14 protein-coding genes and 1 tRNA gene are annotated in these 16,544 nt (G+C 67.8%); 7 read left to right on the forward strand and 8 right to left on the reverse strand.

The window, feature by feature from the left end; genetic code table 11:
• Positions 1-29: 29 nt before the first annotated feature.
• The 4 genes from UU9_RS16575 to amaB form a co-directional block, all read right to left on the reverse strand.
• The gene (locus UU9_RS16575) at positions 30-1,067 is read right to left on the reverse strand and encodes a quinone-dependent dihydroorotate dehydrogenase (protein WP_007082922.1); all 1,038 of its coding nucleotides are present in this window, start codon (positions 1,065-1,067) and stop codon (positions 30-32) included.
• A 259-nt stretch (positions 1,068-1,326) separates the two neighbouring features.
• Entirely contained in the window at positions 1,327-2,100 is a 774-nt protein-coding gene (locus UU9_RS16580) for an SDR family NAD(P)-dependent oxidoreductase (protein ID WP_007082923.1), read from the reverse strand.
• Between the two features lie 7 nt (positions 2,101-2,107).
• Positions 2,108-2,410: a DUF4190 domain-containing protein gene (locus UU9_RS16585; RefSeq protein ID WP_007082924.1), complete on the reverse strand. Its 303-nt coding sequence runs from the start codon at positions 2,408-2,410 to the stop codon at positions 2,108-2,110.
• A 157-nt stretch (positions 2,411-2,567) separates the two neighbouring features.
• Positions 2,568-4,103, reverse strand: a complete 1,536-nt coding sequence (gene amaB, locus UU9_RS16590; RefSeq protein ID WP_007082925.1) for an L-piperidine-6-carboxylate dehydrogenase — start codon at positions 4,101-4,103, stop codon at positions 2,568-2,570.
• A 111-nt stretch (positions 4,104-4,214) separates the two neighbouring features.
• Here amaB and UU9_RS16595 point away from each other — a divergent pair.
• Positions 4,215-4,291: transfer RNA gene (locus tag UU9_RS16595), tRNA-Arg, on the forward strand.
• Between the two features lie 67 nt (positions 4,292-4,358).
• On the opposite strand, the gene UU9_RS16600 is transcribed toward UU9_RS16595, so the two are convergent.
• The 3 genes from UU9_RS16600 to UU9_RS16610 form a co-directional block, all read right to left on the reverse strand.
• The gene (locus UU9_RS16600; protein WP_007082926.1) at positions 4,359-5,612 is read right to left on the reverse strand and encodes a polyhydroxyalkanoate depolymerase; all 1,254 of its coding nucleotides are present in this window, start codon (positions 5,610-5,612) and stop codon (positions 4,359-4,361) included.
• 91 nt (positions 5,613-5,703) lie between these two features.
• Positions 5,704-6,456: a class I SAM-dependent methyltransferase gene (locus tag UU9_RS16605; RefSeq protein WP_007082927.1), complete on the reverse strand. Its 753-nt coding sequence runs from the start codon at positions 6,454-6,456 to the stop codon at positions 5,704-5,706.
• A 41-nt stretch (positions 6,457-6,497) separates the two neighbouring features.
• Entirely contained in the window at positions 6,498-6,995 is a 498-nt protein-coding gene (locus UU9_RS16610) for an RDD family protein (protein WP_040671281.1), read from the reverse strand.
• Positions 6,996-7,045: 50 nt separating this feature from the next.
• Between UU9_RS16610 and xerD the strand changes: the two genes are divergently transcribed.
• The 6 genes from xerD (at position 7,046) to UU9_RS16640 (ending at position 15,836) form a co-directional block, all read left to right on the forward strand.
• Positions 7,046-7,963, forward strand: a complete 918-nt coding sequence (xerD, locus tag UU9_RS16615; protein WP_040671289.1) for a site-specific tyrosine recombinase XerD — start codon at positions 7,046-7,048, stop codon at positions 7,961-7,963.
• Positions 7,964-8,045: 82 nt separating this feature from the next.
• The gene (locus UU9_RS16620) at positions 8,046-8,822 is read left to right on the forward strand and encodes a disulfide isomerase DsbC N-terminal domain-containing protein (RefSeq protein ID WP_040671291.1); all 777 of its coding nucleotides are present in this window, start codon (positions 8,046-8,048) and stop codon (positions 8,820-8,822) included.
• 196 nt (positions 8,823-9,018) lie between these two features.
• Complete coding sequence (purL, locus tag UU9_RS16625; protein WP_007082931.1) at positions 9,019-12,921, forward strand: phosphoribosylformylglycinamidine synthase; 3,903 nt, start codon at positions 9,019-9,021, stop codon at positions 12,919-12,921.
• A 32-nt stretch (positions 12,922-12,953) separates the two neighbouring features.
• A complete protein-coding gene (locus UU9_RS16630) occupies positions 12,954-13,697 on the forward strand; it encodes a hypothetical protein (RefSeq protein WP_040671282.1) in 744 nt (247 codons plus the stop codon).
• A gap of 137 nt (positions 13,698-13,834) precedes the next feature.
• Complete coding sequence (locus UU9_RS16635) at positions 13,835-14,731, forward strand: glycosyltransferase family 2 protein (protein ID WP_040671284.1); 897 nt, start codon at positions 13,835-13,837, stop codon at positions 14,729-14,731.
• 196 nt (positions 14,732-14,927) lie between these two features.
• Positions 14,928-15,836: a DMT family transporter gene (locus UU9_RS16640; protein WP_007082934.1), complete on the forward strand. Its 909-nt coding sequence runs from the start codon at positions 14,928-14,930 to the stop codon at positions 15,834-15,836.
• A 123-nt stretch (positions 15,837-15,959) separates the two neighbouring features.
• Here UU9_RS16640 and UU9_RS16645 read toward each other — a convergent pair whose 3' ends face one another.
• Positions 15,960-16,463, reverse strand: coding sequence for a DUF2127 domain-containing protein (locus tag UU9_RS16645; RefSeq protein WP_050982475.1), 504 nt, complete (start codon positions 16,461-16,463; stop codon positions 15,960-15,962).
• Positions 16,464-16,544 lie beyond the last annotated feature (81 nt).

Raw genomic sequence — 16,544 nt, forward strand, 5'->3', positions numbered from 1 at the left:
CGGTTCGCTCCGCAGGCATGTCGCTACGTTCAATCGACATGCGCGGCCCCGCGCTGGCGGCGGATTTCGTCCACGCATTCATTGACCAATGCCGGGCCGCGATAGATCAGCCCGGAATACAGCTGCACCAGCGAGGCGCCGGCGTCGAGTTTCTCCGCTGCATCGCTGCCATCCAGGATGCCGCCCACGCCGATCAGCGGGATGCGCCCCTGCAGGCGTTTGTGCATGCCGGCCAGCACCGCGGTGGAGTGCGCGAACAGCGGCTTGCCGGAAAGTCCGCCCGCTTCGTCGCCATGCGGATCGTCGGCGACGGCGCTGTGGTCGATGGTGGTGTTGCCGCAGATCACGCCGTCAATGCCGGTGTGCAGCAGTACCTCGGCCACGGCGTCCTGCTCGGCTTCGCCCAGGTCGGGCGCGATCTTCAGCAGCATCGGCTTGCGCCGGCCGTGTTGCGAACCCAGCCGCTCCTGCGCCTCGCGCAGCACCGAGATGAAGCGCCGCAGCGTGGCTTCCTCCTGCAGGTCGCGCAGGCCTTGCGTGTTGGGCGAGGAAATATTGATGGTGATGTAGCTGGCGAGCTCGTAGACGCGGGTGAGGCAGAACAGGTAATCGCTGGCGGCTTTCTCGTTCGGCGTGTCCTTGTTCTTGCCGATGTTGATGCCGAGCACGCCGTGGTAACTCGATGCGCGCACGTTGCGCACCAGCGCATCGACGCCCTCGTTGTTGAAACCCATGCGGTTGATGATCGCCTCGTGCCGCGGCAAGCGGAACATGCGGGGCCTGGCGTTGCCCGACTGTGGTCGCGGCGTCACCGTACCCACCTCGATGAAGCCGAAGCCCAAGGTGTTCAGCGCGTCCAGATGCTCGGCGTTCTTGTCCAGCCCCGCGGCAAGACCGACCGGGTTGGGGAAGCTGATGCCGAACGCGGTGGTCGGCAGGTCGGCCGGTGGCTTGGCGATCCACTGCGCGAGGTTGCTGCGCTGGGCCACGCCTAGTGCGTACAGCGTGGCGCGATGCGCGGTTTCGGCATCCAGCTTGAACAGCAGCGGGCGCAGGTAGTCGTACATGTGTCGAGCCGGTTAGCCCGCGAAGTGCGGGAGTCGTCGTGGAAGTTTATCGCGCCTTGGCGGCGGCGCTCAGAGCCTGTGAATCATTTGAGGACTGGACGACGCCAGACATTTCCTTCCCCTGCGCAGCGGGGGAAGGTGCCGACGGCGGATGGGGGCGCTCTCGATCTTGCTTTTGCACGACGAAAGGAGCCCCCTTCAGCCCCTCGGGCAGCTTCCCCCGCTGCGCAGGGGAAGCGAAAGCACAATTCACAAGCAGTCAGCCGTTGAGCATCTGCCCGCCATCGACCGCCAGCGTCTGGCCGGTGATCCAGCCCGCCCACGGCGAGGCCAGGAACAGCGCCGCGTGGGCGATTTCCTGCGGGGTGCCGAAGCGGCCGAACGGGATCTTTGCCAGCGTGGCGCGGTACAGATCGGGCTGGTCCCGCTTGCGCCGCTGCCACAGGCCATCGGGAAAACTGATGGAGCCGGGTGCGATCGCGTTGACGCGGATGCGGTGTTCGGCCAGCGCCAGCGCCTGCGAGGTGGTGTACTGGCTCAGCGCCGCCTTCGCCGCGGCATATGCCGCGCCGTGGGCGCGCGGCCGAAACGCGGCGATCGAACTGGTGTGCAGGATGCAGGGATGGGCCGAGGCCTGCAGGTGCGGCAGCGCCGCGCGCGAGGTGCGTACGGCGGCCATCAGGTCCACGTTGAAGCCCGCCAGCCAGCTGTCGTCGTCGTCGCCGAAACCGTAGCCGCTGGCGTTGTTCACCAGCACGTCGATGCCGCCCAGGGCGGCGGCCGCGTCCGCCACGTAGCGTTCGATGTCCGCGGCATCGGCCAAGTCGCAACGCGCCGCGTGCGCCTGGCCGCCCAAGGCGGCGATCGCCCGCTGCGTTTCCTCCAGTGCCGCGGCACCGCGCGCGCAGATCGATACCGCCGCGCCCGACTGCGCAAAGCCCAGCGCGATGCTGCGGCCGATGCCCTTGCTGCCGCCGGCAACCACGACCCGGTAGCCGCGGAAATCGAAGGGAGGGGCAGCGGGCGTGCTCATGCGCGGGTCAATGCCAGCCGAACCATGTGAAGCCGAAAAACAGCAAGGCCACGAACGCAAGCACCGCCAGCAAAACCGCGGCCAGTTGCGCGTAGCCGAGTACCAGGCCGGTGATCGCCATGCCGTCGCCGCCCGTTGGACGATCGACCGGGCTGCGGCGGATCTCGCTGCGTGCCAGGTGGCCGCAGATGATCGCCGCGATCGCACCGATGAACGGCAGCACGCACCACGCCAGGATGCCGGAGACCAGACTCGCCACCGCCAGGGGGCTGGTGGTGGCGGGTGGGGAGGAATGCGGTGGGTAGTTCATCGGTCGCTCACTCCTGCAAAGCTGGAACAGCACGATCGCGGAAACGCGGCCGAACCCTCAACATCCGCCATCCCGGCGTTCGCCGGGATGGCGGCATGAGTGTTCGGCCTCACTCATGCACCACGGCTGCGCAGACGTTCCGCTCCGGCCGCCACCGTCACACCGTGAACTTGATCCCCTGCGCCAGCGGCAACGCATCGGAATAGTTGATGGTGTTGGTCTGGCGGCGCATGTACACCTTCCACGCATCCGAGCCCGATTCGCGCCCGCCGCCGGTCTCTTTCTCGCCGCCGAACGCGCCGCCGATCTCCGCGCCGCTGGTGCCGATGTTGACGTTGGCCAGGCCGCAGTCCGAACCGGCCGCGGACAGGAACTGCTCGGCCGCCCGCAGGTTGTTGGTGAAGATGGCCGAGGACAGGCCTTGCGGCACGTCGTTCTGCATCTCGATCGCCTCGTCCAGCGTCTTGAACGGCATCACGTACAGGATCGGCGCAAACGTCTCCGTCTGCACCACGTCATGCGCATTGGCGATGCCGGTGATGATGGTGGGCAGCACAAAGTTGCCCTTGCGATCGGTCAGCGCCGCGCCGCCGGTGGCGATGGTGCCGCCGGCCGCCTTGGCCTTTTCGATCGCCGCCAGGTAACCCTGCACCGCTTCGGGGCTGTTGAGCGGACCCATCAGCGTGGTGGCCTGGGTGGGGTCGCCGATCTTGCCTTCCACCTGCTTGTACGCCTGCACCAGGGTGCCGACCACGGTGTCGAAGATCGACTCGTGCACGAACACGCGGCGCGTGGTGGTGCAACGCTGGCCGGCGGTGCCCACCGCGCCGAACACGATGCCGGGGATCGCCAGCTTCAGGTCGGCCGTTTCGTCCACGATGATCGCGTTGTTGCCGCCCAGCTCCAGCAGCGAGCGGCCCATGCGTTTGGCCACGCGCTCGCCGACCAGGCGGCCCACCTTGGTGGAGCCGGTGAAGCTGATCAGCGGGATGCGCTTGTCGTCCACGAACTTCTGCGCCAGCTCGCTGCCGGCGTCGTTGAACAGGAAGAACAGGTCGGGGAAACCGCCTTCCTTCAGCGCCTCGTTGCAGATCTTGATGGTGGCGATGGCCGACAGAGGCGTCTTCGGCGACGGCTTCCAGATGCAGATGTCGCCGGCGATGGTGGCCAGCATGGCGTTCCACGCCCACACCGCGACGGGGAAGTTGAACGCGCTGATGATGCCGACCAGGCCCAGCGGGTGGTACTGGTCGTACATGCGGTGGCCGGGGCGCTCCGAATGCATGGTGTAGCCGTACAGCATGCGGCTCTGGCCCACCGCGAAGTCGGCGATGTCGATCATCTCCTGCACTTCGCCGTCGCCTTCGGGCTTGATCTTGCCCATCTCCAGCGACACCAGCGAACCCAGCGCGTCCTTGTGCTTGCGCAGCGCCTCGCCGCACAGCCGCACGGCTTCGCCGCGCTGCGGCGCGGGCGTGGTGCGCCAGATCTTGAACGCGGCCTGGGCGCGCTCGACGATCCGCTCGTAGTCGGCGGCGCTGCTGGCGGGCACGCTGGCAATCACTTCACCGGTGGCCGGATTGGTGGGCTGCAGCGTGCCGGCGTCGGTCGTGGCCGACCATTCGCCCTGGCCCAGGTAGGTGCCGGACAAGGTCTGGTCGAGGCCGAGCGACTTCAGAATCGCATGGGACATGAGCGTCTCCATTGAATGGTTTAAAAAGAAACCATTCTAGCAGGTGGCCATTTGCCGGGCTTCGCGCGGCGTTCTTCGCGCCTCGGCGAATCCATGCGAAAATTGCGCATCGCCCTCGTAGCTCAGCTGGATAGAGCGGCCCCCTCCTAAGGGGCAGGTCGGACGTTCGAATCGTCTCGAGGGCACCAGGCATGCAAAACGACGAAGGCCGGCAATGCCGGCCTTCGTCGTTCCTGGCGTTGCCGCGAGGCCGGATTATTTCGTGGCACGGTCGAACTTGCGGATGAAATCGCGCACCTGCGGGTACACGGTTTCGCGCCAGCGCCGGCCGCTGAAGATGCCGTAATGGCCGGCCCCCTCGATGACCTTGTGCGCGCGGCGTTTGGCGGGAATGCCGCTGCACAGGTCGTGCGCCGCCTGGGTCTGGCCCAGGCCGGAGATGTCGTCCAGCTCGCCTTCGACCGTGAGCAGCGCGCTGCGCTTGATCGCCGCCGGGTTCACCCGTTCACCGGCCACGTCCCACAGGCCGCGCGGCAGCAGGAACTGCTGGAACACGGTGGCGATGGTGTCCAGGTAGAACGCGGCCGGCATGTCCAGCACGGCGTTGTATTCGTCGTAGAACTTGCGGTGCGAGGCGGCGTCTTCCTGGTCGCCGCGCAACAGGTTCTGGTAGTAGTCCCAGTGCGAGCTGAGGTGGCGGCTGGGATTCATCGCGATGAATCCGGCGTGCTGCAGAAAGCCCGGGTAGACCTCGCGGCCGTGGCCGGGATAGTTCGGCGGCACGGTCTGCACCACGTTGTTCTTGAACCACGACAGCGGCTGCGTGGTGGCCAGGTTGTTGACGCCGGTGGGGCTGCGGCGCGGGTCGATCGGGCCGCCCATCATGGTGAGGCTGAGCGGGGTGTCCTCGCCGCGTGCGGCCATCAGCGACACCGCCGCCAGCACCGGTACGGTGGGCTGGCACACCGAGATCACGTGCAGCTCGCGCGCGCCGATGTGGCGGATGAATTCCTCGATATACGCCACGTAATCGTCGAGCCCGAAGGTGCCGGCCTCGGCGGGCACCATGCGCGCGTCGACCCAGTCGGTGATGTAGACCTTGTGTTCGCGCAGCAGCGTGCGCACGGTGTCGCGCAGCAGCGTGGCGTGATGGCCTGACAGCGGCGCCACCACCAGTACCACCGGGTCGACCTTCATTTTCTCGATGGTGGCCGGGTCGTCGCTGAAGCGCTTGAAGCGCTTCAGCTGGCAGAACGGCTTGTCCAGCGCCACCCGTTCGATCACCGCGATCTCGTGCTCGTGGGCCAGCGCGCTGTGGATGTCGAATGCCGGTTTCTCGTAATCCTTGCCCAGGCGGTGGATCAGTTCGAACCCCGCCGCCATCCGCTGCACGCCCGGCCATTGCGACAGCGGGCTGGCGTGGTCATTGAGCATGCGCGCGTTGGCCTGGGCGAAGTAGCTCAGCGGGCCGAGGAACGAGCGTTGCCATTCGTGGATTTGATAAAGCATGGGGCGGGTGTGCCTGCGACGAAAGGCGCCATCTTAGCCTTTTTGACCGCCGGGTGTTGCATCGCCGCAAAATCAGTGGTGGCCTGCCTAATCAATCACTTGGCGAGAAACGGCAGCGCAGCAGCAGCTCGTCCACGCCCTGCGTGTCGCCCATGCCGTCGCGCCATTGCAGCGGTTTCTGGAAGCGCACGCCCAGCGGCATGAACACGCGGTTGTACCACCACATCGCGCGCTGGCGCCGGTGCACCAGGAACCACTGGCCCAGTTCCAGCAGGCGCGAGGATTTGGGTTGCATGCCGTACACGGCGCTCTGCTCGATGGTGAAGCCGTGCTGGGCCAGCAGCGTCATGATCTGGTCCGGCTCGTAGCGCCGGCAATGCCCCACGAATTCGTCGAATGCCGTCCACGCGTGCTGGTGCAGCGGCACTGACAGCAACACCGTCGCGCCCGGTGCGGCCACCCGCGCCAGTTCACGCAGTGCGCCCTCGTCGTCGGCCACGTGCTCCAGGATGTCCAGCGCACACACCAGGTCGAAGCTGGCACTGGCGCAGGGCAGCGCACCGATCATGCCGTGCGCGGTATTGGCGCCGCGCGCACGCAACTGGCGCAGGGCGGCGTGGCTGAGGTCGATGAAGCAGGTGTCCTCCAGCGGAAGGCGCGGGCGCAGGCCCGGGGCTACCTCCAGCCGGCGCGGCGCGGTGGCGACCAGTTCGCGCACCAGCGGCCAGGTGTTGAAGCGTTGCGGATCCATCAGGTGCGCGTCGGCCCACAGCGATTCATAGAAGCCGCGGTTGGCACGGATGAGCTCATCGTTGCTGCGGCTGTCGCGAGCGGGGCTTGGCATGGGCGGATGGAGTCCTGCGCGGCGGGGCGACGGTGGAGGAATCAGGGCGGCGAACGGATTTCGGTGCCGGCAACGATATCGTGCACGGCGCGGCGGCGCGGGTCGATCAATGCCGGTATGTACCAGACGATCCATGCCACCAGAACGGCCCACAGCGCCAGTCGAAGTCCGACCCATTGGGTGAGGCCCAGCAATAGCCACGGTGCGGCGGCGACACCCAGGCGAACCAGCAACTGCGGCCACGAGGGCGTATCACCGGTGGCGGTGGTCAGGCGGATGCGCCACGGCCGCATGCCGATGGTCTGCCCGCCACGACGCCACGACGCCACGAAATACCCGCCCACGCAGGCGGCCTCGAACAGCGGAAACCACCACGCGCGCAGATGCTGCTGCTCGTCCAGCAAGCGGCCGCCGGTGACCAGCAGGCCCAGCATGTTCGCCACCATCATGATCGCCAGCACGATCAGCAGGTCGTACACCAGCGCCGTCAATCGACGCCACAGCGGGCAGGGCGGGGCAGTGGGAAAGGTGCGGGACATCAAGTGTGGATCGCTTGCGTGTTGCGCGCGCAATGGCCAGCATCGAGCGCATGACGAAGGAAGAAAACCCGCCCAGTATCGCCGAAGCCGACCGCGCCGGCATTGCCGCGTTTCTCGAACGGCTGTGGTCGGAGGATGGCCTGGCCGATCGCACGCTGGAGGCGTACCGCCGCGACCTGCAGGCGCTGGCCGCCTGGCTGGCCGGGCGCGGGCGCCAGTTGCGCACGGCGCGGCGCGAGGATATTTCCGCCTACCACGCGGCCTGCGCCGGGGCGATCCGCTCGATGGCGCGGCGGCAATCCACGTTTCGCCGCTATTACGCCTCCATCGCCCGCGACGAGCCCGCGTTCGTCGACCCCACCGCCCTGATCGAGCGGCCGCGCCTGCCCCGCAGCCTGCCGAAGGCCTTGGCCGAACGCGAGATCGAGAGCCTGCTGGCCGCTCCCGACCTCGGCAGCACCCTGGGCCTGCGCGACCGCGCCATGCTGGAGCTGATGTACGCCTGCGGCCTGCGCGTGTCGGAGCTGGTCGAACTGCCGCTGGCGGATTTCAATGCGCGCCAGGGCGTGCTGCGGGTCACCGGCAAGGGCGGCAAGGATCGGCTGGTGCCGGTGGGTGAGGTGGCGCTGGAACACATCGGCAACTATCTGGCCGACGCCCGTCCGCCACTGGCTGGCGCGCGCCAGCCGCCGGCGCTGTTCCTCAGCCAGCGCGGCAGCGGCATGACGCGGCAGATGTTCTGGTTGTTGGTGAAGCGCTACGCGGCGCAGGTGGGCATCAACCCCAAGCGCATCTCGCCGCACGTGCTGCGCCATTCGTTCGCCACTCACCTGCTCAACCACGGCGCCGACCTGCGCGCGCTGCAGATGCTGCTGGGCCACAGCTCGCTCAGCACCACCCAGATCTACACCCTGGTGGCGAAGGAGGGATTGAAGCGGCTGCACGCGCAGCACCACCCGCGCGGATGATCGTGCGCGGACCAGGCCGGTTCAGCGGACTATGCGAGAATCGCCGGTCATGCCCGGCCAAGCCGGATCGAACGAGGTCGTGATGTCGAAGAAATGGCTGCTGGCAACGTGCGCCGGCCTGATGGTCGCCAGCGTGATGGCAATGGGTGCCGCCAGTGCGGTCGAGCCGGCCCCCCTCAAGGTCACCCCCGCGGTCAACACCATGGTGCGGAACGCGCTGAAAACGCTGGCGCCCGGCGTGCAGGTGGACGCGGTGGAACCGGCGGCGCTGCCGGGCTTTTATCAGGTGATCGCCTCCGGCCAGCTGATGTACCTCAGCAGCGACGGCCGCTACCTGCTGAACGGCGACCTGATCGACCTGGCGCAGAAGAAGAACGTGAGCAACGCGGCGTGGGCCCGGTTCCGCAAGGCGGAGCTGGCCAAGGTGCCCGCCTCGCAGCGCATCGTGTTCGCGCCGGCGCACCCGAAATACACCGTCACCGTGTTCACCGACGTCAACTGCGGCTATTGCCGCGCGCTGCATGAGCACATCGCCGCCTTCAACAAGGCCGGCATCGCGGTGGAATACCTGGCCTGGCCGCGCGAAGGCGTCGCCAGCACCTCGGGCAAGCCAACCGCGACGTACAGCGAAATGTCGTCGATCTGGTGCGCGGCCGATCGCAAGGCGGCCTTCAGCGCCGCCATTGCGGGCAAGGCACCGCCCGCCGCCACCTGCACCAACCCGGTGGCGGACCAGTTCGACCTGGGGATGAAGCTGGGCGTCAGCGGCACGCCCACCATCGTGGCACCCGATGGCCGCACGCTGGGCGGTTATGTGACCCCCGCGCAGCTGCTGGTGGCGCTGCAGCAAGGCGACTGAGCGGGTGTGGGAGCGGCTTCGGCCGCGATGCCTTTTGCCTTGGAGCCCCAGAGCAGGAGCATCGCGGCTGAAGCCGCTCCCACAGGTGGGGTCCTGCCCTGACGCAGGGCCTTGATGCGGCGGGACCTCCACCGGCAGACCTCGGCTCGCCACTGGGTTAGAATGGGCGTTTTCCCTGCACAGCGCCGTTCCCCGCATGATCGCACTCGACGGGCAGAACGCCCTCTCGCCGTTCCGCCTCGAACGCCTCAACGCCCGCCTGGATGCCCTGCATCACGGTGTACGCGTGCAGGCGTCGTGGTTCGTCTATTTCATCGACGCCGATGCCGCGCCCGAGGGCGTGCTGCGCCAGCGGCTGCTGGCCGTGCTGGAAGCGAAGGATGGGGCGCCGGAGCCGGCCACGTTGTGGGTGGTGCCGCGGCTGGGCACGATTTCGCCGTGGTCGAGCAAGGCCACCGACATTCTGCATGGCGCGGGTTTCGGCGCCGATGTGCGGCGGGTGGAGCGCGGCATGGCGTGGCGCATGGCCGGCCTGCCGGACGCGGGCACGCCTGCTCATGAAGCGGTGATGGCACTGCTGCACGATGCGATGACGCAATCGGTGTTGAGCCGCATCGAGGACGCGCACAGCCTGTTCCTGGGCGGCGCACCGGGTGATCTGCAATACATCGCGCTGGGCGACGACGCCCGCGGCGCGCTGGCCGAGGCCAACAGGCGGCTGGGCCTGGCGCTGGCCGACGACGAGATCGACTACCTGGCCGACCGCTACGCCGAGCTGGGCCGCGACCCCACCGACGCCGAACTTTTCATGTTCGCCCAGGCCAATTCCGAGCACTGCCGGCACAAGGTGTTCAACGCCAGCTGGACGGTGGACGGCGAGGAGCAGGACAAGACCCTGTTCGGCATGATCAAGCACACCCACCAGCGCTCCCCGGCGTACACGCTGTCCGCCTATTCGGACAACGCCGCGGTGATCGAGGGCAGCAACGGCAAGCGCTTCTTCACCGACCCGGATGATGGCGTGTGGCGCGGCATCGAGGAGCGCATCGACTTCGCCATCAAGGTGGAAACGCACAACCACCCCACCGCGATCGCCCCGTGGCCTGGCGCGGCCACCGGCGCCGGTGGCGAGATCCGCGACGAGGGCGCGACCGGCCGCGGCGGCAAGCCGAAGGCCGGCCTCACCGGTTTCTCGGTCTCCGACCTGCGCATTCCCGGCCATCCGCAGCCGTGGGAAGTGGAGCGCCCGCTGCCGCCACGCATGGCCAGCGCGTTCGAGATCATGCGCGACGGCCCGCTGGGCGCGGCCGCGTTCAACAACGAATTCGGCCGCCCTTGCCTCGGCGGCTATTTCCGCAGCTACGAGCACGAGACCGGCGAGCCGGGCCTGCGTCGCGGCTACGACAAGCCGATCATGCTGGCCGGCGGCCTGGCCAACCTGCGCGCCGGCCATGTGCTGAAGCACCCGGTGCAGCCGGGCAACAAGGTGATTGTCCTGGGCGGCCCGGCGATGCTGATCGGCCTGGGTGGCGGCGCGGCCTCCTCGGTGGCCGGCGGCGCCTCCAGCGCGGAGCTGGATTTCGCCTCGGTGCAGCGCGACAACCCCGAGATGGAGCGACGCTGCCAGGAAGTGATCGACGCCTGCTGCGCGCTGGGCGAGGCCAACCCCATCGTCAGCGTGCACGACGTGGGCGCCGGCGGCCTGTCCAACGCGATTCCGGAGTTGCTCAACGACGCCAACGTGGGCGGCGTGATCGACCTGTCGAAAATCCCCTGCGACGACCCTTCGCTGTCGCCGATGCAGGTGTGGAGCAACGAATCGCAGGAACGCTACGTGCTGGCCATCGCGCCGGAAAACCTGGCCCGATTCGAGGCCATGTGCGTGCGCGAACGCTGCCCGTATGCCGTCGTGGGCGATGCCACGGAAGAACGTCGCCTGCTGGTCACGCGCGCGGCCGCTTCTGACGAATCCCGAATCCCGAATCCCGAATCCCGGGAGATCGTCATCGATCTCCCCATGGACGTGCTGTTCGGCAAACCGCCGCGCATGCACCGTGACGCCACCCGCATCAAGCCACGCGTGGACCTGGTGCCCGACCTCACCGGCATCGGCATGGACGAGGCGCTGCTGCGCGTGCTGCGGCTGCCGGGCGTGGGCAGCAAGAGCTTCCTGATCACCATCGGCGACCGCACCGTCGGCGGGCTGAATCATCGCGATCCGATGGTCGGCCCATGGCAGGTGCCGGTGGCCGATTGCGCCGTCACCGTCGCCGACTTCGACGGCTACGCGGGCGAGGCGATGGCGATGGCCGAACGCGCGCCGGTGGCCCTGCTCAGCAGTGCCGATGCGGCACGGCTGGCGGTGGGCGAGGCGATCACCAACCTGGCTGCCGCACCGATCGCCTCGCTGGGCGAGGTGCGTTTGTCGGCCAACTGGATGGCCGCGGTGAACCATCCGGGCGAGGATGCTGCGCTGTTCGATGCGGTGAAAGCGGTGGGCATGGAGCTGTGCCCCGAACTCGATATTTCCATCCCCGTCGGCAAGGACTCGCTGTCGATGCAGACGGTGTGGCAGGACGGTGGAACGCCGCAGCGCACGGTGTCGCCGGTGTCGCTGGTGATCACCGGTTTCGCCCGCGTGGGCGACGTGCGCCGCACGCTGACCCCGCAACTGAAGCTCGATCGCGGTCACTCGTCACTGTGGTTGGTCGATCTGGGCGCCGGCCGTGACCGCTTGGGCGGCTCCGCGCTGACCCAGGTGTTCAACCGCGGCGGCGGCGTGCCGCCGGATCTCGATGACGCCAAGCGCCTGCGTGCGCTGTTCGAGCTGGTGCAGGAAGCGAACGCCAGCGGCCTGTTGCTGGCGTACCACGACCGTTCCGACGGCGGCGTCATCGTCACCTTGCTGGAGATGGCCTTCGCGGGCCACTGCGGTCTGGAAATCCATCTGGACGGCTGGGCCGAAGCGGCCATGCGCGCGCTGTTCAACGAGGAGCTGGGCGCCGTGATGCAGGTGGCCGACGCCAACCGCGAGGCGTTCGAGAGCCTGCTGGTGAAATACGACCTGGCCGGTTGCAGTCACCGGATTGGACGTCCAAAAGAAAAGTTGGGCATCAAGCTGTTCAACGGCAGCGACACCTTGTTCAAGTGGAACTGGAGCACGCTGTACGCGGCCTGGAACGAAACCAGCCACGCCATGCAGCGCCTGCGCGACAACCCGCTCAGCGCCGACGCCGAGCTGGAATGGCGGCTGGATGATGCCGACCCGGGCATCTCGCCAAAGCTCACGTTCGACCCGACGCAGGACGTGGCCGCCGCGCTCATCGCCAAGGGCCAGCGACCGCGCATCGCGATACTGCGCGAGCAGGGCGTCAACGGTCAGGTGGAGATGGCCGCCGCGTTCACCCGCGCCGGCTTCGACGCGGTGGACGTGCACATGTCCGATCTCGCCAGCGGCCGCATCAAGCTGGCCGATTTCCGCGGTTTCGCCGCGTGCGGCGGCTTCTCCTACGGCGACGTGCTGGGCGCGGGCCGCGGCTGGGCCACCTCGATCCTCTACAACGACAGCCTGCGCGAGCAGTTCGCGGCGTTCTTCGCCGACGAGACGAAGTTCGCCCTGGGCGTGTGCAACGGCTGCCAGATGCTGTCGCAGCTGAAGGAAATCATTCCTGGCGCGCAGCACTGGCCGAAGTTCCTGCGCAATGCGTCGGAGCAGTACGAATCGCGTGTGGCCACGCTGGAAATCCTCGACTCGCCCAGCCTGTTCTTCAAGGGCATGACCGGCTCGCGGATTCCGGTGGCGGTGGCGCACGGCGAAGGTCGGGTGAGTTTTCCGCAGGTGTGCAGCCCGTCCAAGTCGCATGGCGCGGTGCGCTTCGTGGACAACCGCGGCAAGCCCACCGAGAACTTCCCGCTCAACACCAACGGCTCGCCCGGCGGGCTGGCCGGCTTCACCGCCGCCGATGGCCGCGTGACCATCCTGATGCCGCACCCGGAGCGCGTGTTCCGCAGCGTGCAGTTGAGTTGGCATCCGGAAAACTGGGGTGAGGATTCGCCGTGGATGCGCATGTTCCGCAACGCCCGCGTGTGGTGCGGCTGATCGTTCCACCGCCCACAGAACGCCACTGAGCCATGGCCCGGTGGCGCTTACCCGAGTGGCATGCCGTGGCGCCGATGCTGGCATGGCTGGCGGCACTGGCATTGCTGCCATGGTGGCTGGGCCTGCCCCTGTTGCTGGCGCTGGCTGCCGCGTTGTTGCTGCAACTGCACTGGCCGGCGGAGCACGCCAGGCTGCTGCGGCGCGCATTGCGCTGGGGACTGCCGGGCGTGATGGTCGCGCTGCAACGGGCATTGGGCGGCGGAGCGTTCGGCGTGGGTGCCGCACTGCTGGGTGCACTCGCCGGCTACACCTTGCTGGCGGGCATGGAGGCCTGGCTGGACCGCGACCTGCGCCGCGCGCCCGCCGGCACCACCTCCGATGCGGAATGGCCCGAGTTGGCCCGCGCGCCGATCGGCCCGCCCGCACGCATCATCGAACTGCGCCCGCCCGAGTGGCGCGCCGCATCAGCGGAACTCGCCGATCCGCGCGGTGGCAGCTTGCAGTGGCGCGAGGGCAGCTACCTGTTCGCCGACGGCATGCAACTGGAAGCCGGCGAGCAATGCGATTTCAGCCCGGGCGGACGCTGGTTCGCCGCCCGCCCCGAACGCGGCCGTCGCCTGCTGCTGTGCGATCGCGACCATCACCGCTGCCACCGCCTGCGCGGCTGGAACCTGTACGGCTGGGACGGCGAACAGCCCTGGCTGCAGCGACGCGAAGGCGACATGCCCGTGCCGCTGGAACACGTCTCCGGCTCCCGCGGACGCCGGTCGATGTAGGAGCGACTTCAGTCGCGATGCTCTTTGCGGGACAGCTCCAAAGAAAGAGCATCGCGGCTGAAGCCGCTCCCACAGGTCTACGCGATGATCGCCGCCACGTGTTCTCACATCTGCCCCGCTCCCGCATACTTGTGCGGGTGAATCCTCCTTCTTCTTCCGCTTCCGCGCCCGCGGTCAGCATCATCATCGTGTCGGCCGACAGCGGCCCCTCGTTGCGTGACGGTGTGCGCGAGGTATTGGCCGGAACCTTGCCGCTGGAACTGATCCTGATCGACAACGCCTCCGCCGACGGCATGCCGCAGGCGATCGCGCAGGCGCATGCGGGTGACGCGCGGCTACGGGTGATTGAAAGCAGTGCAAACCTGGGTTTCGGGCCGGCGGTGAATCGCGCCGCCGCGCAGGCACGCGGCGAAACCTTGCTGGTGTTGAACCCTGATTGCCTGCTGCGGGAAACGGCGTTGCAGCGGTTGCTCGACATCCTCGAAGCGCATCCGCGCGCGGGCCTGGTTGGTGCGGTGGTGTGCGATGCCGATGGCCAGCCCGACCCGGCCTCGTTCCGCCGCGATCCATTGTTGCGGCGCGCGCTCACCAGCCTGTTCGGTGGCGCGGGAGAAGGCGTGGCCATCGATGGCGCCATCCCCGACCGGGTGGTGGAAGCCGAGGCCGTCTCCGGCGCGGTGATGCTGCTGCCGCGCGCCGTTTTCGAGCAGTTGGACGGCTTCGACGAAGGCTATTTCCTGCACTGCGAAGACCTGGACCTGTGCCGCCGCGTGCGCGATGCCGGCTACCAGGTGCTGCTTGCCGGCGACGTGCATGTGCCGCACGGCAAGGGCAGCTCCAGCCGCCACCGGCCGGTATTCGTCAGCCGCTACAAGCACCGCGGCATGTGGCGCTGGTTCCGCAAATTCGACCCGGCCGCGCGCAATCCGCTGCTGGCCGCCGCGGTGTGGTGTGGCATCTGGGGACATTTTTTGCTGCTGGTGCCGGGGCAGTGGTGGCGGGCGAGGCAACGGGCGCGGCATACAAACGCCTGATTCCGCGCCGCAGCTCCCGTAAAACCGTTCCGGCTGCGCGTAGCCACGCAGCGGCGACGTCGAAGCCCTGCTGCATAACCACCCTTCGACTCCGCCGCTGCGCGGCTACGCGCAGGGCGATCGGTGGGAGATTTTCCGATTCCCCATTCCCCATTCCCCATTCCCCATTCCCCATTCCCCATTCCCTCCAAACCCCATGCCCAACCCGCGCCAGACCACCACCCTCGCCACCCTCGGCCTGCTGGCAATGACCGCCGTCTGGGGCTCGACCTTCGTGCTGATCAAGGACGTGGTGGGGCGCATGCCGGTGGCGGATTTTCTGGCTGTGCGTTTCCTGATCGGCGCGGGGGTGATGCTGGCGTTGTTCGCGCGGCCGGTGTGGCGGCTTGGCCGGCAACAGCTGGTGCGCGGCTTGTTGCTGGGGGCGCTCTACGGTGCGGGGCAGTTGCTGCAGACATGGGGCCTGGCCTTGATCGCGCCCAGTGTCAGCGGTTTTGTCACCGGCATGTATGTGGTGTTCACGCCGATCCTGGCGGTGTTGCTGTTGCGCCGGCGGATGCCGGCCGTGACGTGGCTGGCGGTGGCCTTGTCCACGGCGGGGCTGGCGCTGCTGTCGCTCAACGGGTTGTCGGTGGATCTGGGCGTGTGGCTGACGCTGGCCTCGGCCGTGCTGTATGCACTGCACATCGTGGGGCTGGGGCAATGGTCGCGGCCGGGCGAGGCGTTCGGCATGTCGGCGGTGCAGATGCTGGCGATCGCCGCGGTCTGTCTGCTGGCCACCGCGCCGCATGGCCCGGTGTGGCCGCCGGACCGCAACGCGTGGCTGGCGATTCTGTACATGGCGCTGATCGCCGGTGCCGGCGCGATGCTGATGCAGACCTGGGCGCAGTCGCACTTGCCGGCCACCCGCGCCGCCATCGTGATGACGACCGAGCCGGTGTTCGCCGCCGCATTCGCGGTGCTGTTCGGCACCGACGTGCTGGGCTGGCGCATGCTGGTCGGCGGCGCGCTGGTGCTGGCGGCGATGTATCTGGTGGAGTTGCTGCCGTCGCGGAGCGATGCGGCTGGCGCAATGCAAGCCGAGGCAATCCACCACGAAGTGTGAGCTGCCGCCCATGCACTTGTGGGAGCGGCTTTAGCCGCGATGCTTTTCGAGCGAGGGGCGAAGAGCCACAGCATCGCGACTGAAGTCGCTCCCACAAAAACGCGGCGCAGAAGCTCTGGCGGGTCAGTGGTTGGGGCGCGGCTGCAGCGCGATACGCACCAGGTACACGATGATGGCGACATTGCCCACCAGCGTGGCCAGCTTGAGCCAGCCAAAACCGTGCAGCGTCTCGTACAACTCCAGCGGGATCAGCGAGCCGGTGGCGATCACCGTGAACCATTCCGCCCAGTGCTTGCCCAGCCACAGGCCGACGCCCTCGATGCCAAACAGCAGCGCATAACCCAGCGCCACCGCCCCGACCGCCACGAACTTGCTGGGGCCGAACGCCACCAGCACGCCTACCAGTTTCCAGCGCAGGCCATTGCTGTCGGCCAGCGAAAGATGTTCCAGCCAATGCACCAGGTGTTCGAAATTCTGCTGGTGGTCCAGATGGAACGCGGCCATCGCCACCAGTACCAGACAGACGGTCTTGATCACTTCGTAGATCGCGATGACGCGCAGTCCGGGGTGGCGCTGCAGCGGTGCGGAGTCTGGCGGTAACGGGAGGGTGTTTTCGATGGAAGACATGGTGGACATCGGGCAGGCAAGCGACCCATTGTCCTCGCTTGGCGCCGATTGACCAATGCGCATGACACTTCCGGTGGGAGC

The sequence above is a fragment of the Rhodanobacter fulvus Jip2 genome, assembly GCF_000264315.1.
Lineage (GTDB): Bacteria > Pseudomonadota > Gammaproteobacteria > Xanthomonadales > Rhodanobacteraceae > Rhodanobacter > Rhodanobacter fulvus.